Source organism: Amycolatopsis sp. NPDC026612 (assembly GCF_040638285.1).
In the GTDB taxonomy this organism is placed as follows: Bacteria; Actinomycetota; Actinomycetes; order Mycobacteriales; family Pseudonocardiaceae; genus Amycolatopsis.
The window spans coordinates 1-15,476 of record NZ_JBEZYB010000051.1; the positions used below are offsets into that span (position 1 = coordinate 1).

Below are 15,476 nucleotides of genomic sequence, written 5' to 3' on the forward strand. Positions count from 1 at the left end.
AACCGGGCCACAGAACGATACCCGAACAGCTCCAGCACGCCCCGCTGCTCGATTTCCACCAGCAGCGCACCAAGTTCAGCCTCAGCAGAACGCATACACGCAAGCAGCGAACCGATACGGTCGGCCAAGGCCACCGCATCGGCTCGCTGCATCACGTCGCTGGACATACCTTCAAACTACCCGAGAATCGAACGCACGTTCATCACACGATCGGGGTAACTGTTCAGTACGTTTCGATAGTTGTTGGTAGCCAGGAGTTTCCGGCGATGGCGTCACGCAGGGCGGTAATGATGTGGAGGCTGTTTTTGCGGGCGGTGGAGATGTAGCCGCGGACGCGTAGCCAGGCCTGGGCGCCGTGCCGGGTGCGCCAGCCTCGACCCGCTCGGCGAACCCGTCGAGCTGGTCGGCGACCGGGTGAGGACACCGGCAACCCAGCCGGTCGGCACTGGCAGCCCAGCAGGTCTGCCCGCAGCTGCGCTGTCCGCGCGGCCGGGATGTGCTGATAGGTCAGCAGATAGACCGCCAGCGCGGTCACGTTCGGCCCGTAGCAGGCCGGCGCGGCCCAAACCGGCACCGCACCCCGAGCACGCCGACGGCGTGTGATCGACGATGGTGTCCGGGTTCTTCACCAGCGACAGGTTCGCGCCGGACGCACCGGGCTGCTTGCCCTTCCGGCGTCCGGATTTGCCACGCAACGACTTGGGAGCAGGTTCGCTGAACCGGTCCGGCGATGGCGGCATCGAGGAGTTCCCCGAGTTCGCGCCCAACCGACGCTTGAGGGCGGCGACTTCGGCCCGCAACGCGGCGATCTCCTTCCGTGCACGCGCGAGCTCCACCGCCTGCGCTGCGACCAGCGCGGCCAGCTCGTCATACGACGGACGGACACCCTCCCCCACAACAAGATCATCCCACAAGCCACCTCGCGGCCCGGAAACGACCTGAACAGTTACCGATCAAGCGAATCACCCGTAGAACTTCCGCACCCGCGAAACGATGTACTCCTGATCCGCCTCCGTCAACGACGTGTACGTCGGCAGGTACAGCCCCTCCTCGGCGAACCGGTTCGCCTTCAAGGAAACCCAGACCGGATCCAGGTACATCGGCTGCCTGCTCATCGGCTTGAAGAACACCCGGGTCTCGATCCCTTCCGCAGCAAGGAAAGCCCGCAGCTCGTCGCGCCGGTCGCACAGCAGGTCGTACATCCACAGCACGTCACGGCGAGGCATGAGCGTCACACCGGGCACGTCCCGCAACCCGCTGTCGTAGCGCGACTCGATCGATGCTCGCAGCGACAGGATCTCGTCCAGCTGAGCCACCTGTGCCGTGGCCACCGCGGCCTGCAGGTTCGTCATGCGGAAGTTGTAGCCGATCTTCTTGTGCAGGAACGTGTGGTCGCGGTTGAACGCCATCCCCCGCAGATGCTTCATCTGCGAAGCGAGCCGGGGATCGTCAGTGAGGCAGATGCCGCCCTCGCCCGAGGCGATGATCTTGTTGGCGAACAGCGAAAAGCACGCGATGTCCCCGACCGGCCGCACGCCGTGCGCCTCCGCGGAGTCCTCCACCACGCGCAGGTTGTACTCGTACGCCAGTTCCATGATCGCGTCCATGTCGCAGCGACGGCCGTAGACGTGCACCGGCATGATCGCTTTGGTGCGCGGGGTGATCTTCTGCTCGATGAGCGACACGTCGATGTCGAGATCGTCGCCGCAGTCGACGAACACCGGCGTGGCACCCGTGTACGTCACCGCCCAGGCCGACGCGATCATCGTGAACTCCGGGACGATCACCTCGTCGCCCGGTCCGATGCCCAGCGCCCGCAGGGCCAGCGTCAGCGCTGTCGTGCCGGACGAGCACGCCACCCCGTGCGCGATTCCGTTGTAGGAAGCGAAAGCCTCTTCGAACCGGGCCACGTACGGTCCCTGGGAAGAGATCCAGCCGCTCGTCACGGCGTCGGTGACGTTCGCCAGCTCGTCGCCGTTCAGGTACGGCTGCGACACCGGGTACTTGACGGACATACGTTTCCCTTCAGAGAGCGGCCAGCACGGTGTCGGCCGCCGCGTCGACGCCGCCCGCGGCCCGGAAGCGGTCGGCCCATTCTTCGGCGCGCGCGGTGAACTCCTTCTCCTCCAGCACCCGGCGCAGCTTCGCGACGATCGCGGCGGCGGAAATCGTCTCCTCGTACGAGAGCACCAGCCCGCAGCCGCTGTCGAGGACCCGCGCCGCGTGGTCGTGGCAGTCCATCCAGAACGGCTGCACGAGCCCCGGCTTGCCGAAGGAGATGCCCTCGTACGCGCTGTTGCCGCCGCCGTGGTGGTAGTAGACGCGCACGTGCGGGTGGGCCAGGACGTCGAACTGCGACGGGACCCAGTGTTCGAGCCGCACGTTCGGCGGGAGGTCCGCCGGCAGGAGGACGCGCTGGGCCTTCGGCAGCTTCCACAGCACGTGGTGCTCGGGCCCGATCCGCCGCGCCGCCTCGGCGATCGCCGCGACCTGCGGTGCGGTGAGCCGCATGTGGGTGCCGAACGCCAGGTACACCACCGACTCGTGCTCGTCCAGCCAGGCCGACAGCGACGGGTCCGGCTCCACCGCCTCCGGCAGCGGCGGCACGACCGGGCCGACCATCCGCAGGTGCGACGGCGCCGCGTCGAACGGGTACTCCATGCCGAACACCGAATAGCCGAGGATCGCCCGGGCACGGTCGGCGTAGCCGGACTGACCCGCCGTGGCGTTCAGGATTCCCCCTGCCTTGCGGGCCTTGGTGAACTGCACCGCGGGCACCTTGGTCAGCATGCCGTGCAGCAGCCGCAGCCGGAACCAGAGGTTGGCCAGCTTCTGACGCGGGCCCAGCGAGCGCGGCAGCCCGGTGTTCGGGCTCGGGTAGCTCAGCGGCAGGCGCTCGGCGAAGATCTCGCTGACCGAGATGGGCACGCTGTAGACGTACGGGATGTCGCGGGCGATCGCCGCGTCCGTCGGGTAGACGCTGGAGGAGTCGATGACCATCAGCGCCGGCTGCACCTCGTCGACGACGGCCAGCGCCCGCTCGTACATGGTCACCATGAGCCCGGCGTCGGTGACGCCGCTCAGGTAGGCGATCACGTTCTGCGGCCGCGCGGTGAGGCTGCCGGGCTTCGCGGGCCGGGTCGCCGCGGCGTAGAGGTCCGGGTCCCACTCGCCCGGCGGGCGCTCGAGCCGTTCCCCGAACGAAACGAACCGGACGGGGTTGGCGGCGGAGATCGCCTCGACGTCGGCGCGGCGGTCCTCAGTGGACGCGAAGTACAGGTCCGGCACGCCACGGCGGGCGAGCTCCCCGGCGATGACGAGCAGCGGGTTGATCATGCCGGCGTCGGCGATCGAGGCGAACAGGATGGGAGCCACGGCCGTCACCAGCTCCCGGCGAGCATCAGCTCGCTGTACTTGTGTTCGTTCGACGCCTTCCGCAGGTCGGCCTCGACCATCATGCGCATCAGCTCCACGAAGTCGACCGACTGCTTCCAGCCGAGCTCGGCGCGGGCCTTTTCCGGGTCGGCGCAGAGCGTCTCGACCTCCGCGGGCCGCACGAGGGCCGGGTCGACGACGACGTGGTCGCGCCAGTTCAGGTCGACCGAGCCGAAGGCGATCTGGACGGCGTCGCGGACCGAGTGCATCCGGCCGGTGCCGACCACGTAGTCGGTCGCCGTTTCCTGTTGCAGCATCAGGTGCATCGCGCGGACGTAGTCGCCGGCGAAGCCCCAGTCGCGGACCGCGTCGAGGTTGCCGAGGTAGAGCTTGTCCCGCAGGCCCAGCTTGATCTCCGCCACCGCCATGGTGATCTTGCGGGTGACGAACTCGGCGCCGCGGCGCGGGGACTCGTGGTTGAACAGGATCCCGGAAACCCCGAACATGCCGAAGGATTCGCGGTAGTTCTTGGTGATGAAGTGCCCGTAGGTCTTCGCGACCCCGTAGGGGCTGCGGGGGTGGAAGATCGTCTGCTCGTTCTGCGGCGTCTCGGCGACCTTGCCGTACATCTCCGACGACGACGCCTGGTAGAACCGCATCCCGCCGCCGGTCGGCCGGGACTTGTCCAGGCCGCACACCATCCGGACCGCTTCGAGCACCCGCAGCACGCCCATGCCGTTCACCTCGGTGGTGAGCTCGGGCTGCTGCCACGACATCGGCACGAACGAGATGGCCGCCAGGTTGTACACCTCGTCCGGCTGCACGAAGTCCACCGCGGACACGAGACTGACCTGGTCCATCAGGTCTCCTTCCACGAAGTGGAGTTCGGAGACCAGCCTGCTGATCCGCGACTTGCGCGGGTTGGCCTGGCCGCGGACCAGGCCCCACACCTGGTAGCCCTCGGCCAGCAGATGTTCGGCCAGGTACGAGCCGTCCTGCCCGGTGATACCCGTGATCAACGCACGCTTCGCCATGAATGTGCCTTCCTTGCCACGCTGTGTCGATGGCTACCGGTGCAGCTCCCGCCGTGGCGTCGTCCGGCCGCCTTGCGAGCAGCTTCGGTGAGCCCCCTGCCGCCGCGAAAATCGCGCTGTACCGCCGAATCCGCGTCCGGGTGGTCGGCAACGACGTCCACGCTCGTGGCGCACCGGTTCTTTGTCAAGGAAATCACCGCGAAGTCAATGGTCACGGGCCGTGGATCCCCTACGCGGGCGGAAAACCTAGGGGCGAAGGTAGGGGTCGTTTCCCCGGCACGCAACGGAGCCGGGACCCGCGTGGGTCCCGGCTCCGTTGCGTGACAACGTCAGCGGGCCGGCGGCACCGGCCTCAGTGGACGGCGCACCGGGGGCGCCGGCACCCGGTGGCTGACCGCCACCGGCGGCCGGGCCATGCCCGGCAGGCGCTCCTGCTGCTCCGGCACCCGCAGCTGCGGTTCCGACGCCAGGTCGCGGCGGCGGCTGACGCTCAGCTTGCGGTACACCCGCGTCAGGTGCTGTTCCACGGTGCTGACGGTGATGTACAGCCTGCTGGCGATCTCCCGGTTGGTGTGGCCCCGCGCGGCGAGCCACCCGACCCGCTGCTCGGCGTCGGTCAGCAGCTTGACGTCGGCGGGGGCGACCGCGCCGCGGAGGGTGACCACGACGTCGCCTTCCCCGCTGTCGAGGAACGTCTTGCGCAGCAGCTCCGCGCCGCACTCCTCGGCCAGCACCCGGGCGTCCCGGTTCGCCGTGCGCGCCGTGGTGACGTCCCCGCCGGCCCGGCTCAGCTCGGCCAGCGTGCGGGCCAGCTCCAGCTTGGCGCCGGACTTCTCGAGGACGTCCACCGCTTCCTGCAGCAGCTTCGGGCGCCGGGCCGGGTCGGCCACGAGCGCCAGCGTCCGCAGTGTGATGCCCCGGGTGCGGTCGCCGCAGCCCGGGCCGAGCTTCGCCGCCTGCTCCTCGGCCAGCACCCGGGCCTGCTCGCGGTCACCGAGCTTCAGGTGGACCTCCGCGGCGCTGGAGCGCCACGGCACCAGCGACGGCTGGTCCAGGTTCCAGCGGGCCATCTGCGCCCCGCAGGCGAGGAAGTCGTTCAGTGCCGTCGGCAGCCGGCCCGTCGCGAGGTAGTAGTGCCCCCGCGCGTGCAGGTAGTGCAGGCCGAAGCGGGTTTCGCCGAGCGCGTCGGGCACCGGCTGGTTGAGCAGCGCCGCCGCTTCGTCGAACCGGCCCATCTCGGTCAGTGCGGCCAGCAGGGTCGCCAGCGGCGCCCCCACTCCGATCCCCCACGCCTCCGGGGTCATCTTCGTCAGCGCGACCTTCGCGTTGTGCGCCGCGAGCGGCAGGTCGCCCTGCCGGAGGGCGACCTCCGCGCGCAGCTCGGCCAGCGATGCCTGCCAGGTCGGCGCCGGGCGGCCGGCGGCCTGCGCCATCAGGTGCTCGGACCAGGTGGCGGCCTTGCCGAGGCGTTCGGCGTAGATCAGCACCGTTGCCGCGAACACCAGGTGCCGCAGGGTGATGTCGGTCATCCGGGTGCCTTCCAGCACCTGCTCGGCGTCGAGCACCGCGGCCTCGGACGGGCCTTCGCGGACCACGGTGGTCAGCGCGTCGATCGCCTTCAGCTGCGAGTTCACCGCGAGCCCCAGCTGCGGTGCCGTGGCGCCGTCGGTGATCGTGGCGAGCATCGGCTCCACCAGGTGCCGCATCCCCGGCACCGAGCTGGCCAGCCACGAGTCGAGCGTCAGCAGCTCGCCGCGGGTGCGGCGGTCCCGGCAGTCGACGAGGTCGCCGAACGCCTTCGCGATCTCGACGGCTTCGTCGACCCGGCCGAACCAGAGGAGGAACTCGAAGATGCCGACGACCCGGATGCCGGGCAGGTGCCCGGCGCGGGTCGCGTGCACGAGCTCCGGCAGCCGGCGCATCGCCTTCGCCGGGGTGGTGCGCCATTCGATGTCGGCCAGCGACGCCTTGGCGATCGCCCGGTCGCGGTCGTCGGTGCAGCAGCGGCTGGCCAGCGCGATGCAGGCGCGGGCCAGCTCGACGTCGTCCTCGAGCAGCGCCGCCTCCGACGCCTCGGACAGCAGGTGCTCGGTCCACGGCTCGTCCAGGTTCCCCGCCACCACGTGGGCGGCGATGGCGGTCGGGCGGGCACCCTGGTCGAACAGCAGACGGGCGGCCTGGCCGTGCAGGGCGGACCGGACGCCGGGATCGAGCTCGTCGAGCACCGCGACGCGGGCTTCGGCGTGCCGGAACCGGTGCCCGTCGAGGACGCCGGCCCACTCCAGCGCCCGGCGCACCGGTTCGGTGGTGGCCGGCGCGAAGGAAACCATGCCGCCCGCCAGCGGGATCTGGGACTGCTCGTCGTCGCCGAGCACGGCGAGCGCCCGGGCGAGCTCGAGCGCCCGCGGCTCGCTGGAGTGCAGGCAGCTGAGCACCGCGTGCCGGTAGGCGGCCCCGGCGACCACTTCGCCCGTGCCGGCCGCCCGGGTGTCGTGCACCAGCGCGGTGGCCAGCAGCGGGTTCCCGCCGCTGACCGCGAAGCACTCCGCGGCGAGTGCGTGGGCCTTGCCCTCGTCGAGCTTGCCGGCCAGCAGGACGCCGACGCCGTTGCGGGACAACGGGGCCAGCCGCAGCTGACGGCAGTGCGGCCGCCGCATCAGGTCGACGTGGCGCACCGGGCGCCGTTCGCCGGGGTCCGCCCGTTCGGCGAGCAGCACCAGCACCCGGGCCGGTCGGATGCGCCGGGCCATGTGCTGCAGGAACTGCAGTGACGCGGGATCGGCGTGGTGGGCGTCGTCGACGCAGAGCACCAGCGGGCTCTCGGCCGACCAGCCGATCACCGCGCTGGAGAGGCGGTGCAGGAACCGGCTGTCCAGCAGCGTCGCGTCGGCCTCGGCGTCCTCCACGTACGCCGAAACCTGGTTCGCGATGTCCGCCCGGACGCCAGGGGTGTGGACCAGCTGCGAAACGACGCCGAGGCCGACGGCGGTTTCCGACCGGGCACCGGAAGCGGACAGCACGACCGCGCCGGTGCCCGCGGCCTGCCTGCCGAAGGCCTCCAGCAGCGCGGTCTTGCCGCTGGCGACCGGGCCGAGGACGAGGCCGACACCGCCGGCCCCGGAGTGGGTGTCGGCGAGCATCTGACTCAGGGTCGCCGTTTCGAAATCACGTTCGATGAGCATGGCGGGAACTTCCCCCAGAAATTCGTTGCGTGTTGGATTCGTCTGATCCACGACCCGCGTTGCGGCCACCCCAGACGGGCCGAACGCCGGCATTTTCCCGCGAATCACCAGCACAGCAGCGTGCGTGGCGGACAAATGCCGTCGCACGCAATGCTTCACGGTCGTTCGACCCGGCACACCGCTCCCCAACGGGTGCCTGGCGACGACAAAGTCCCGACGACTCGCGTACGAGCCGGCGTCAAAGTGCTATTCGGCGTCCCTTACCAGGGACCGCGGTAAACGTTCATCGGACAACCTTTCCCCAGACCCCAGATCCCCACGGTTCACGCTTGGACGATTACTGCCCTGATCGCCCGGTTCACCGCGAGGAGATAACGATCAGAAGCTACCACCTGCCCCTACGTGCCGCAACGAACCAAGACGGGGTTTCACCCGGACCCCGATGTCCGCTTGGTCCGGTTCGCCGACACATTCCGCAGGCGGCCGCCATCACGTCGCCCACCGGCCCTTGACCAGCATTTACGCCGCGGAAACACCGGTGGCCGGACAGCGGAACGAAAGGCGTACCTGCTACGGCCGCAGCGAGGTTCCACTCACGGTCGAAGCCGCGGCGGCCGCGTTCCGGCATTCGAGTGAGCGGAACGCGGCGGTTTGCCGTTGCGTAACCTTTACGCCCATCTCAGGAATCCGGATGCATTCCGGATCGGGTCCCATGTTTTCCGAATAAGACCCGGGAAACACAATGTGAACGAAATTCGAGCCGGGTGGCCGCGCCGCGGACCGGGCGCGGCCACCGGCGTCACACCCTCTCGGGAACCCGGCCCTGCTTCGAGAAGTACCCGCGGACGCTCTTGGTGCACAGCAGCAGGAACAGGACCAGCAGGACGAGCCCCTGCCCGGCCTGGCCGGCCCGCATCCAGTCCGGGAACTCGGCGGCGACGACGAGGTACACCAGGCCGGCCAGCCCGAGGACCGTGATCACCATCAGCCGGACGTAGGTGCGGCGGCGGCCGAGCTTGAGCCGCCCCGCCAGCCGGACGTAGATGATCGCGATGACCAGCACGGACACCGGGCGGATCCACAGCACGCTCTCCAGGGACGAGCGCGTCGCCGCCCGGTCGGCCGGATTGGCCTGGCCGGTCGACTCCCAGTGCAGCACCTGGTAGTCGAGGATGCCGTCCTTGTGCAGGAACGTGAGCACCGCGAACGCGATGCTGATCAGCAGGTTCAGGTAGAGCAGGGTGATGACCGGCCGCAGCACGCGGCCGGAGGTGTTCGAGGTGGACATGGTTTCCCCAGTTCAGTCGGGCGCGGTGGCACGTTCGACGATGGCGACGAGTTCGGCCGCGTAGGCGTCGACATCGGTGCCGGGACGCCGGATCAGTTCGGTGTGGATGCCGTCGATCGCCTGGCGGACGGTGATCGCCATGACACGCGGGTCGAACCGGCCGAAGTCGCCGGTGCGCTGCCCGTCGCGCAGGCAGGTTTCCAGGATGTCGACGGCGCCGTGGTACCAGTCGTCACTGCCCGCGGTGACCGCGCCGCCGGCGCCGCCGCCGTGCCGCAGGCTCTCGAGCAGCGCGGTGATTTCGACCGGGTGCTCGGCGATGAACGCCAGGTTCGACTCGATGTAGGCCCGCAGCTCCGCCGCCGGCCCTCCCACCGCGTCGATCCGCTCCCGCATGTAGGCGAGACTCGTGGCCAGCACGTCCCTGACGACTTCGGCGATCAGGTCCGCCTTGCCGTCGAAGTGGTAGGAGATCATGCCGGTGCTGCTCAGCCCGGCGCGTTTCGCGATCTGCCCGAACGAAGCCTTCGCGTACCCGAGTTCACCGATGGTCTCGATCGCCGCGCGGACGATCTGCGCCCGGCGGGCGTTCTCGGTGAACGTTTTTGCTTGCATGAGCAAAAAGTAGCACGGCTGAGCAAACAACCGCCAGAATGCCCTCTTTCCGCAACAAGGGAGTTGCGGTATGTGTCGATCACCAGGCCCGGGACGCTAGCCCTCCACTTGACGCGCGGTCGCCATCGCGCGCTCGGTCTCCCAGAACGCCCGGACCGACCGGATCAGCCCGTCCTCGCCGACGCGGTAGACGAACACCCCGTCGGTGTCGACGCGGTAGCCGCCCGGCAGGAAGGTCGTGATCGTCCCGACGTTGGCCACCTCGTCGCCCCCGGCGTGCGAGTCGCGGATGGTGAACTCGAAGCGCTCGACGTTGGCGATCGTCATGTCCCAGAACGCGCCGATGCCCTCGTGGCCGTGGTGCCCTTTGCCCTCGGCGTCGAACATCGACGGGCCCACCGGGTCCTCGACGACGGCGTCCGCGGCGAACAACGCGAGCCAGGCTTCCTTGTCGCCCGCCGTCACCGCGGTCATCGACGCGAACGCCGCGCGCCGCGCCGGCGGCTGCTCCTGCCCGGTGTCCCAGCTGACCTGCACGCCCATGGGAGTCACTCCTCGAACTTCGCGATGATCTCGGCCCCGAACCTGCGGATCGCTTCGAGCTTCGGCTCGACGGGCGCGTCGAACCCGACGCCGTCGAACACCCACGGCATGGTGATGACGTCGGTGACGCCGGCTTCGGCCTGCGCGCGGTAGCCATCCAGGCCGAAGGCGTCGATGCAGACCGCCTGGTACTCGAACGGGTCGCCGGCGCGGCCGCGCTCGGCCAGCAGCTCCTTCAGCCGGGCGATCGTGTCGCGCAGCTCGTCGAGCTTCATCATCGCCGACGACCAGCCGTCGGCGACCCGCGCCGCACGTTTCAGCGCGACTTCGGTGTGGCCGCCGATGTAGAACGGCACCCGGCTCGGCGGTGCCGGGCTCATCTGGATCTTGGCGAAGTCGTAGAACTCGCCGTGGTACTCGACCATCCCCCCGTCGAGGATCAGCCGGAGCACGTCGATGGCTTCGTCGACGCGCTTGCCGCGCCGCTCGAACGGGACCCCGCAGTACTCGAACTCCTGCGGCAGCCAGCCGACGCCGAGCCCGAGCCCGAACCGGCCGCCGGTGAGCGCCGCCACCGAGCCGACCTGGCGGGCCAGCAGCACCGGGTTGCGCGAACCGAGCTTCAGCACCGAGGTGTAGAAGTGGATCCGGCTGGTGACCGCCCCCATCGACGCGGCCGCGACGAGCGGGTCCACCCAGGGCGTCTCGGCGGTCCAGAACCGGCTGCCGTCGGGGGTGTACGGGTAGTCCGTGTCCACCGTTTCGGCGTAGAAGAGCGAGTCGGGCAGGGCGATGGCGGCGAAGCCGGCCTCTTCGGCGGCCCGGGCGAGCTCGCCCAGCTGATCGAGGGGGTTCATCGCGATCGACAGGGTGAACTTCATGAGGTCGAACTATAACGTGTTCTAGTTTTTTCGGCCAGGTGCGGGCGTGGGCCCGATCACGCACCGGGAACCCACCGCGTAGCGTCCGCGTTGTCCGAATCAGAGGTGACCACCGGTCACCGAGCCGCGAATTCCTGGGAGTGGTCCATGGGCACCGCGATCTTCCTGATCGTGCTCGTCGTCGTGATCGTCGGTGGCGGCCTCTATTTCTCGCGGCAGCGCGCCGCGGCCCGGCAGCGGGAGCTCGATGACGCCAAGGCCGACGCGCGGCGCCTGGTCGAGCGGCTCGGCGGCCAGGTCCTCAACCTGAACGGCAACGACACCGCGTCGATGCAGGCGATGGCCGACGCGGCCGAGCGCTACAACGCGGCCGGCTCGCAGATGGAGCAGGCCCGCACCATCGAGCAGGCCCGGCTGGTCAAGGACACCGCCGTCGAGGGCCTCTACTACGTCCGTGCCGCGCGCGTCGCGATGGGCATGGACCCGGGCCCGCAGCTGCCGGAGGAGACCGAGCGCGAGCGCGCCGGCAAGGTCACCGAGCGCCGCGAGGTCGACGTCGAGGGCCAGCACTACGCCGCGTCCCCCGACGCCGGCCAGGACACCCCGTACTACTACCCGGGTGGCCGCGTCGCGGGCCGTCCGGTGCCGCAGGGCTGGTACAGCGAGCCGTGGTGGAAGCCCGCGCTCGTCGCCGGTGCCTGGGGCCTCGGGTCGATGTTCCTGTTCAGCGCGATGTTCTCCGGCATGGGCGGCATCGCGAGCGCCTCGGCCTGGGAATCCGGCTACGACGCGGGCCAGCAGGACGCGCTCGACTCCGGTGACATGGGCGGCGACGGCGGTGACTTCGACGGCGGCGGAGACGGCGGGGGCGACTTCGGCGGAGACGGCGGCGGCGACTGGGGCGGCGGCGGCTTCGACGGTGGCGGGTTCGACGGCGGGGGCTTCGACGGCGGCGGTTTCGACTTCTGACCCTCGGCGCACGTGAGCGGCTCGTTCAGCCGAACGGGCCGCTCACGGCCGTTCAGGCCGGCTGGCAGCGAGGGCACCAGTAGAGGTTGCGGCCCACCAGTTCCGAGTGCGCCACCGGTGTCCCGCACACCAGGCACGGCTCGCCGGCGCGGCGGTAGACGTAGACCTCGCCACCGTGGCGATCCACCCGCGCCGCGCGGCCCATCGCCTCGGGCAGGTGCTCCGGGCGGACCGTGTCGATGCGGCCGACGCGGACGCCGGCGCGCATCAAGGTCACCAGGTCGGCCCAGATGTCCGCCCACACCCGGCGATCCAGCGCCCGCCCCGGCGTCAGCGGCGCGACGCCGTGGCGGAACAGCACCTCGGCGCGGTAGACGTTGCCCACGCCCGCGAGGACAGCCTGGTCCATCAGCAGCGCCGCGATCGACGTCTTCGACCGCGAAATGCGCGCCCAGGCCAGGTCCGGTTTCGCGTCACGGCGCAGCGGGTCGGGGCCGAGCCGGTCCTTGATCGCGTCGGCCTCGCCGGGAGCCAGCAGCTCACAGCGGGTGGGCCCGCGCAGGTCCGTCCCATGTGTCCGGCCGGCCAGCCGCAGCCGGACCTGGCCCACCGGCTCCGGCGCGGGCAGCGGCGACTCGCCGAAAGTGCCGTACAGCCCCAGGTGGATGTGGACGACGCCGTGGGGACCGTAGTCGTGGAAGAGGTGCTTGCCGTGCGCCTCGGCGCCGACGAACACCCGACCGTCCAAAAGGGACGCTTCGGCGGCGAACCGGCCCTGCGGGCTGCTCACCGCGACCGGGGCGCCGGCGAACCGGCGCTTGTGCAGCCGCGCGAGCCGGTGGAGCGTGTGCCCCTCGGGCATCAGGCCTCCGGCAACGCCGGCGGGGTCCCGGTGCGCTCGTAGTCGAGCAGCTGCTGGACGCGGCGGGCGTGCCGCTCCTCCGGCGAGACCTCCGTCGCGAGGAACGCCTCGACGATCTCGACGGCCTCCTCGGCGGTGTGCATCCGGGCGCCGACGCCGATCAGCTGGGCGTGGTTGTGCTCGCGGCACAGCTTGGCCGTCTCGACGCTCCAGGCCAGGCCGGCCCGGGCGCCGGGGACCTTGTTCGCGGCGATCTGCTCGCCGTTGCCGGAGCCGCCGACGACGATGCCGCGGCTGCCCTCGTCGGCCACCACGCGCAACGCCGTCTCGACGCAGAACGCCGGGTAGTCGTCGGCCGCGTCGTAGACCCGCGGGCCGATGTCGGTGACTTCGTGGCCCTGCTTCTGCAGGTGAGCCACCAGGTGGTTCTTCAGCTCGAAACCGGCATGGTCGGATCCCAAGTAGACACGCACGGCTGGGAGTCTGCCACCACGGCCGTTTTCGGGCATGCTCCGGGGGTGGGGATCTGGGAGTAGACCGGCAGCGACGTGCGGCTCGACTGGGGCGCCGAAGGGGTGGCGGCGCTGGGCCGGGAATGCACCGTGCTGGTCGTCGTCGACGTGCTTTCCTTCGGCACGACCACGGATCTCGTGGTCGCCCGCGGCGGCCGCGTCCTGCCGGTCCGGTGGCGCGACGAACGCGGCGTGGCGCAGGCACGCGCGGCCGGGGCGATCATCGCGGGCGAAGGCGCCTTCACCCTGCGGCCGTCTTCTGTGACGGAAATCCCTCCCGGCACGCTGCTGGCGCTGCCCTCGCCCAACGGCGCGACCCTGTGCGACGCCGCGGCGTCGACCGGCGCCCACGTGCTGGCCGGCTGCCTGCGCAACGCCTCCGCCGTCGCCGCGAAGGCCCACGAGCTGGGCGGCCCGATCGGGCTGATCGCGGCCGGGGAACGCTGGGGCGTGAACGTTTTCGGCCACGGCGAAACGTCCGGACCGCTGCGGCCCTGCGTCGAGGACCAGCTGGGCGCCGGAGCGATCGCCGCGGCGCTGGCCGGGCATGGGCTTTCGCTGTCCGCCGAAGCGGCCCTCGCCGCCCGGTCCGTCGACGTGACGGCCCTGGCGAGCTGCGTGTCCGGGCGGGAGCTGACCGAAGCCGGCCACGGCGGCGACGTCGCCCTCGCCGCCCAACTCGACGTGAGCCGCGCCGCTCCCGTCCTGAGCGAAGGAGTACTGGCATGACCGGCCGCTGGATCGAGGTCGCCGACGGCGTCCACGCCCGCCGCTACGCGGAGCTGGACCTGACCGTCGGGCTGGTCGTGGGCGCCGAGCGCTGCCTGGTCGTCGACACGCGGGGCGACCTCGAGCAGGGCGCCGAGCTCGCGGCGGCGGTCCGGGAGCTCACGCCGCTGCCGTGGACCGTGGTGTACACGCACGCGCACTTCGACCACGCCTGGGGCACCGAGGCGTTCCTGCCGTGCGAGATCTGGGCGCACGAGCGCTGCGCGGCCGAGCTGACCGCGGATCCCGAGGCCCGCCGCGCCACTTGGGAGGCCCACTACCGCAAAGAGGGCAAGCCGGACATCGCCGACGCGATTTCCCGCACCACCATCGCGGTGCCGGACCACACGTTCACCGGCCGCGTCGAGCTGGACCTCGGCGGCCGCACGGCGGTCCTGCTGCACCCCGGCCGCGCGCACACCGGCCACGACATCGTCGTGCACGTCCCGGACGCGGCGGTCGTCTTCGCCGGTGATGTCGTCGAGCACGCCGAAGCGGGGTTCAGCGCGTACTCGTTCAGCGACGAGACCGACCTGACCGCCTGGCCGGCCGCGTTCGACGCGATCCTCGCGCTGGAACCCCGCGTCGTGGTCCCCGGCCACGGCGACCCGGTCGACGCGGAGTTCGTCCGCTACCACCGCGACGGCCTGCACGAGCTGATCACGCTCAAGGCCGGCCTGGGCCGCGGCGAGACGACCGAGGTGGCCGCCGTCGCCGCGTCTCGCTACCCCAGTGACGTCACCCTGGCCGCCCTCGCAACCCCCTGAAAACGGCTCAGTTGAAGTTCAGCTCGCCCGAGCGGGTGCGCTTGAGCTCGAAGAAGTCCGGGTAGCTCGACAGCGCCACCGCGCCGTCGAACACCTTCAGGGCGTCCTCGCCGCGCGGGATCGAGGTCAGGACCGGGCCGAAGAACGCCACGCCGTCGATGTGGATCGTCGGGGTGCCGACGTCCATGCCGACCGGGTCCATGCCCTCGTGGTGGCTCTTCTTCAGCGCCTCGTCGTACTCGGTCGAGTGCGCGGCCTCGGCCAGCTCGGCCGGGGCGCCGATCGCCGCCAGGGCCTCCTTGATGACCGAGTCGTAGTCCTTGTCGCCCTGGTTGTGGTAGCGGGTGCCGAACTCGGTGTAGTACTCGCGCAGCACCTCTTCGCCCTTGAGCTGCGACAGCGCGACCGCCACGCGCACCGGGCCCCAGCCCTTCGACAGCAGCTCCCGGTACTGCTCCGGCAGCCCGTCCCGGCCCTCGTTCAGCACCGACAGGCTCATGATCCGGAAGTGCAGGTCCAGGTTGCGCTGCTTCTCCACCTCAAGGATCCAGCGGGAGGTGATCCAGGCGAACGGGCAGATCGGATCGAAGTAGAAGTCGACCTTCGTGGGCTGCTCGGCAGCGGTCATGCGGGCACTCCTGAGTCACGTCTCGATGTGGGCGGACCCCCACAGAGCGGGC

Annotated in this window: 15 protein-coding genes and 1 pseudogene; 3 read left to right on the forward strand and 13 right to left on the reverse strand. The window is 70.5% G+C overall.

From position 1 onward, the window contains the following. Positions 1-223 precede the first annotated feature (223 nt). The 10 genes and pseudogenes from AB0F15_RS32350 to AB0F15_RS32395 form a co-directional block, all read right to left on the reverse strand. On the reverse strand, positions 224-535 hold the full coding sequence (locus tag AB0F15_RS32350) for a hypothetical protein (protein ID WP_360278806.1): 312 nt from the start codon (positions 533-535) through the stop codon (positions 224-226). 115 nt (positions 536-650) lie between these two features. Next, positions 651-896 (reverse strand): annotated as a pseudogene (locus tag AB0F15_RS32355) (DUF6444 domain-containing protein); the annotation flags it as partial. A 66-nt stretch (positions 897-962) separates the two neighbouring features. Further along, entirely contained in the window at positions 963-2,015 is a 1,053-nt protein-coding gene (locus AB0F15_RS32360; protein ID WP_360278682.1) for a DegT/DnrJ/EryC1/StrS family aminotransferase, read from the reverse strand. Between the two features lie 10 nt (positions 2,016-2,025). Further along, entirely contained in the window at positions 2,026-3,375 is a 1,350-nt protein-coding gene (locus AB0F15_RS32365; RefSeq protein WP_360278685.1) for a glycosyltransferase, read from the reverse strand. 5 nt (positions 3,376-3,380) lie between these two features. Next, entirely contained in the window at positions 3,381-4,409 is a 1,029-nt protein-coding gene (locus AB0F15_RS32370; RefSeq protein WP_360278688.1) for a GDP-mannose 4,6-dehydratase, read from the reverse strand. Positions 4,410-4,738: 329 nt separating this feature from the next. Next, on the reverse strand, positions 4,739-7,684 hold the full coding sequence (locus AB0F15_RS32375) for an AAA family ATPase (RefSeq protein WP_360278793.1): 2,946 nt from the start codon (positions 7,682-7,684) through the stop codon (positions 4,739-4,741). A 706-nt stretch (positions 7,685-8,390) separates the two neighbouring features. Then, positions 8,391-8,879, reverse strand: coding sequence for a hypothetical protein (locus AB0F15_RS32380; RefSeq protein ID WP_360278691.1), 489 nt, complete (start codon positions 8,877-8,879; stop codon positions 8,391-8,393). Between the two features lie 12 nt (positions 8,880-8,891). Beyond that, entirely contained in the window at positions 8,892-9,494 is a 603-nt protein-coding gene (locus AB0F15_RS32385; RefSeq protein ID WP_360278694.1) for a TetR/AcrR family transcriptional regulator, read from the reverse strand. Positions 9,495-9,590: 96 nt separating this feature from the next. Continuing rightward, on the reverse strand, positions 9,591-10,037 hold the full coding sequence (locus tag AB0F15_RS32390; RefSeq protein ID WP_360278696.1) for a nuclear transport factor 2 family protein: 447 nt from the start codon (positions 10,035-10,037) through the stop codon (positions 9,591-9,593). A 5-nt stretch (positions 10,038-10,042) separates the two neighbouring features. Then, the gene (locus AB0F15_RS32395) at positions 10,043-10,918 is read right to left on the reverse strand and encodes a TIGR03619 family F420-dependent LLM class oxidoreductase (RefSeq protein WP_360278698.1); all 876 of its coding nucleotides are present in this window, start codon (positions 10,916-10,918) and stop codon (positions 10,043-10,045) included. 147 nt (positions 10,919-11,065) lie between these two features. Here AB0F15_RS32395 and AB0F15_RS32400 point away from each other — a divergent pair, with 147 nt between their 5' ends. Further along, the gene (locus tag AB0F15_RS32400; RefSeq protein WP_360278701.1) at positions 11,066-11,887 is read left to right on the forward strand and encodes a hypothetical protein; all 822 of its coding nucleotides are present in this window, start codon (positions 11,066-11,068) and stop codon (positions 11,885-11,887) included. Positions 11,888-11,939: 52 nt separating this feature from the next. Here AB0F15_RS32400 and AB0F15_RS32405 read toward each other — a convergent pair whose 3' ends face one another. Both AB0F15_RS32405 and AB0F15_RS32410 read right to left on the reverse strand, forming a co-directional pair. Continuing rightward, positions 11,940-12,749 (reverse strand): DNA-formamidopyrimidine glycosylase family protein, encoded by an 810-nt coding sequence (locus tag AB0F15_RS32405; RefSeq protein ID WP_360278704.1) that lies wholly within the window; start codon positions 12,747-12,749, stop codon positions 11,940-11,942. Next, the gene (locus AB0F15_RS32410; protein WP_360278707.1) at positions 12,749-13,222 is read right to left on the reverse strand and encodes a ribose-5-phosphate isomerase; all 474 of its coding nucleotides are present in this window, start codon (positions 13,220-13,222) and stop codon (positions 12,749-12,751) included. Before AB0F15_RS32410 ends, AB0F15_RS32405 begins: the two co-directional genes overlap by 1 nt. Before the next feature lie 75 nt (positions 13,223-13,297). Between AB0F15_RS32410 and AB0F15_RS32415 the strand changes: the two genes are divergently transcribed. Further along, complete coding sequence (locus tag AB0F15_RS32415; RefSeq protein WP_360278710.1) at positions 13,298-13,990, forward strand: 2-phosphosulfolactate phosphatase; 693 nt, start codon at positions 13,298-13,300, stop codon at positions 13,988-13,990. Continuing rightward, the gene (locus AB0F15_RS32420) at positions 13,987-14,796 is read left to right on the forward strand and encodes an MBL fold metallo-hydrolase (protein WP_360278712.1); all 810 of its coding nucleotides are present in this window, start codon (positions 13,987-13,989) and stop codon (positions 14,794-14,796) included. The genes AB0F15_RS32415 and AB0F15_RS32420 overlap by 4 nt, the downstream gene beginning before the upstream one ends. Before the next feature lie 7 nt (positions 14,797-14,803). Here AB0F15_RS32420 and AB0F15_RS32425 read toward each other — a convergent pair whose 3' ends face one another. Further along, positions 14,804-15,424 (reverse strand): DsbA family protein, encoded by a 621-nt coding sequence (locus AB0F15_RS32425; protein ID WP_360278715.1) that lies wholly within the window; start codon positions 15,422-15,424, stop codon positions 14,804-14,806. Positions 15,425-15,476 lie beyond the last annotated feature (52 nt).

Bases quoted from the DNA above. Each gene is read 5' to 3' on its own strand.
- AB0F15_RS32360 (WP_360278682.1), bottom strand. From the start codon at position 2,015: ATGTCCGTCAAGTACCCGGTGTCGCAGCCGTACCTGAACGGCGACGAG.
- AB0F15_RS32425 (WP_360278715.1), bottom strand. From the start codon at position 15,424: ATGACCGCTGCCGAGCAGCCCACGAAGGTCGACTTCTACTTCGATCCG.
- AB0F15_RS32370 (WP_360278688.1), bottom strand. From the start codon at position 4,409: ATGGCGAAGCGTGCGTTGATCACGGGTATCACCGGGCAGGACGGCTCG.
- AB0F15_RS32375 (WP_360278793.1), bottom strand. From the start codon at position 7,684: ATGCCGGCGTTCGGCCCGTCTGGGGTGGCCGCAACGCGGGTCGTGGAT.
- AB0F15_RS32390 (WP_360278696.1), bottom strand. From the start codon at position 10,037: ATGGGCGTGCAGGTCAGCTGGGACACCGGGCAGGAGCAGCCGCCGGCG.
- AB0F15_RS32420 (WP_360278712.1), top strand. From the start codon at position 13,987: ATGACCGGCCGCTGGATCGAGGTCGCCGACGGCGTCCACGCCCGCCGC.
- AB0F15_RS32405 (WP_360278704.1), bottom strand. From the start codon at position 12,749: ATGCCCGAGGGGCACACGCTCCACCGGCTCGCGCGGCTGCACAAGCGC.
- AB0F15_RS32385 (WP_360278694.1), bottom strand. From the start codon at position 9,494: ATGCAAGCAAAAACGTTCACCGAGAACGCCCGCCGGGCGCAGATCGTC.
- AB0F15_RS32380 (WP_360278691.1), bottom strand. From the start codon at position 8,879: ATGTCCACCTCGAACACCTCCGGCCGCGTGCTGCGGCCGGTCATCACC.
- AB0F15_RS32400 (WP_360278701.1), top strand. From the start codon at position 11,066: ATGGGCACCGCGATCTTCCTGATCGTGCTCGTCGTCGTGATCGTCGGT.
- AB0F15_RS32395 (WP_360278698.1), bottom strand. From the start codon at position 10,918: ATGAAGTTCACCCTGTCGATCGCGATGAACCCCCTCGATCAGCTGGGC.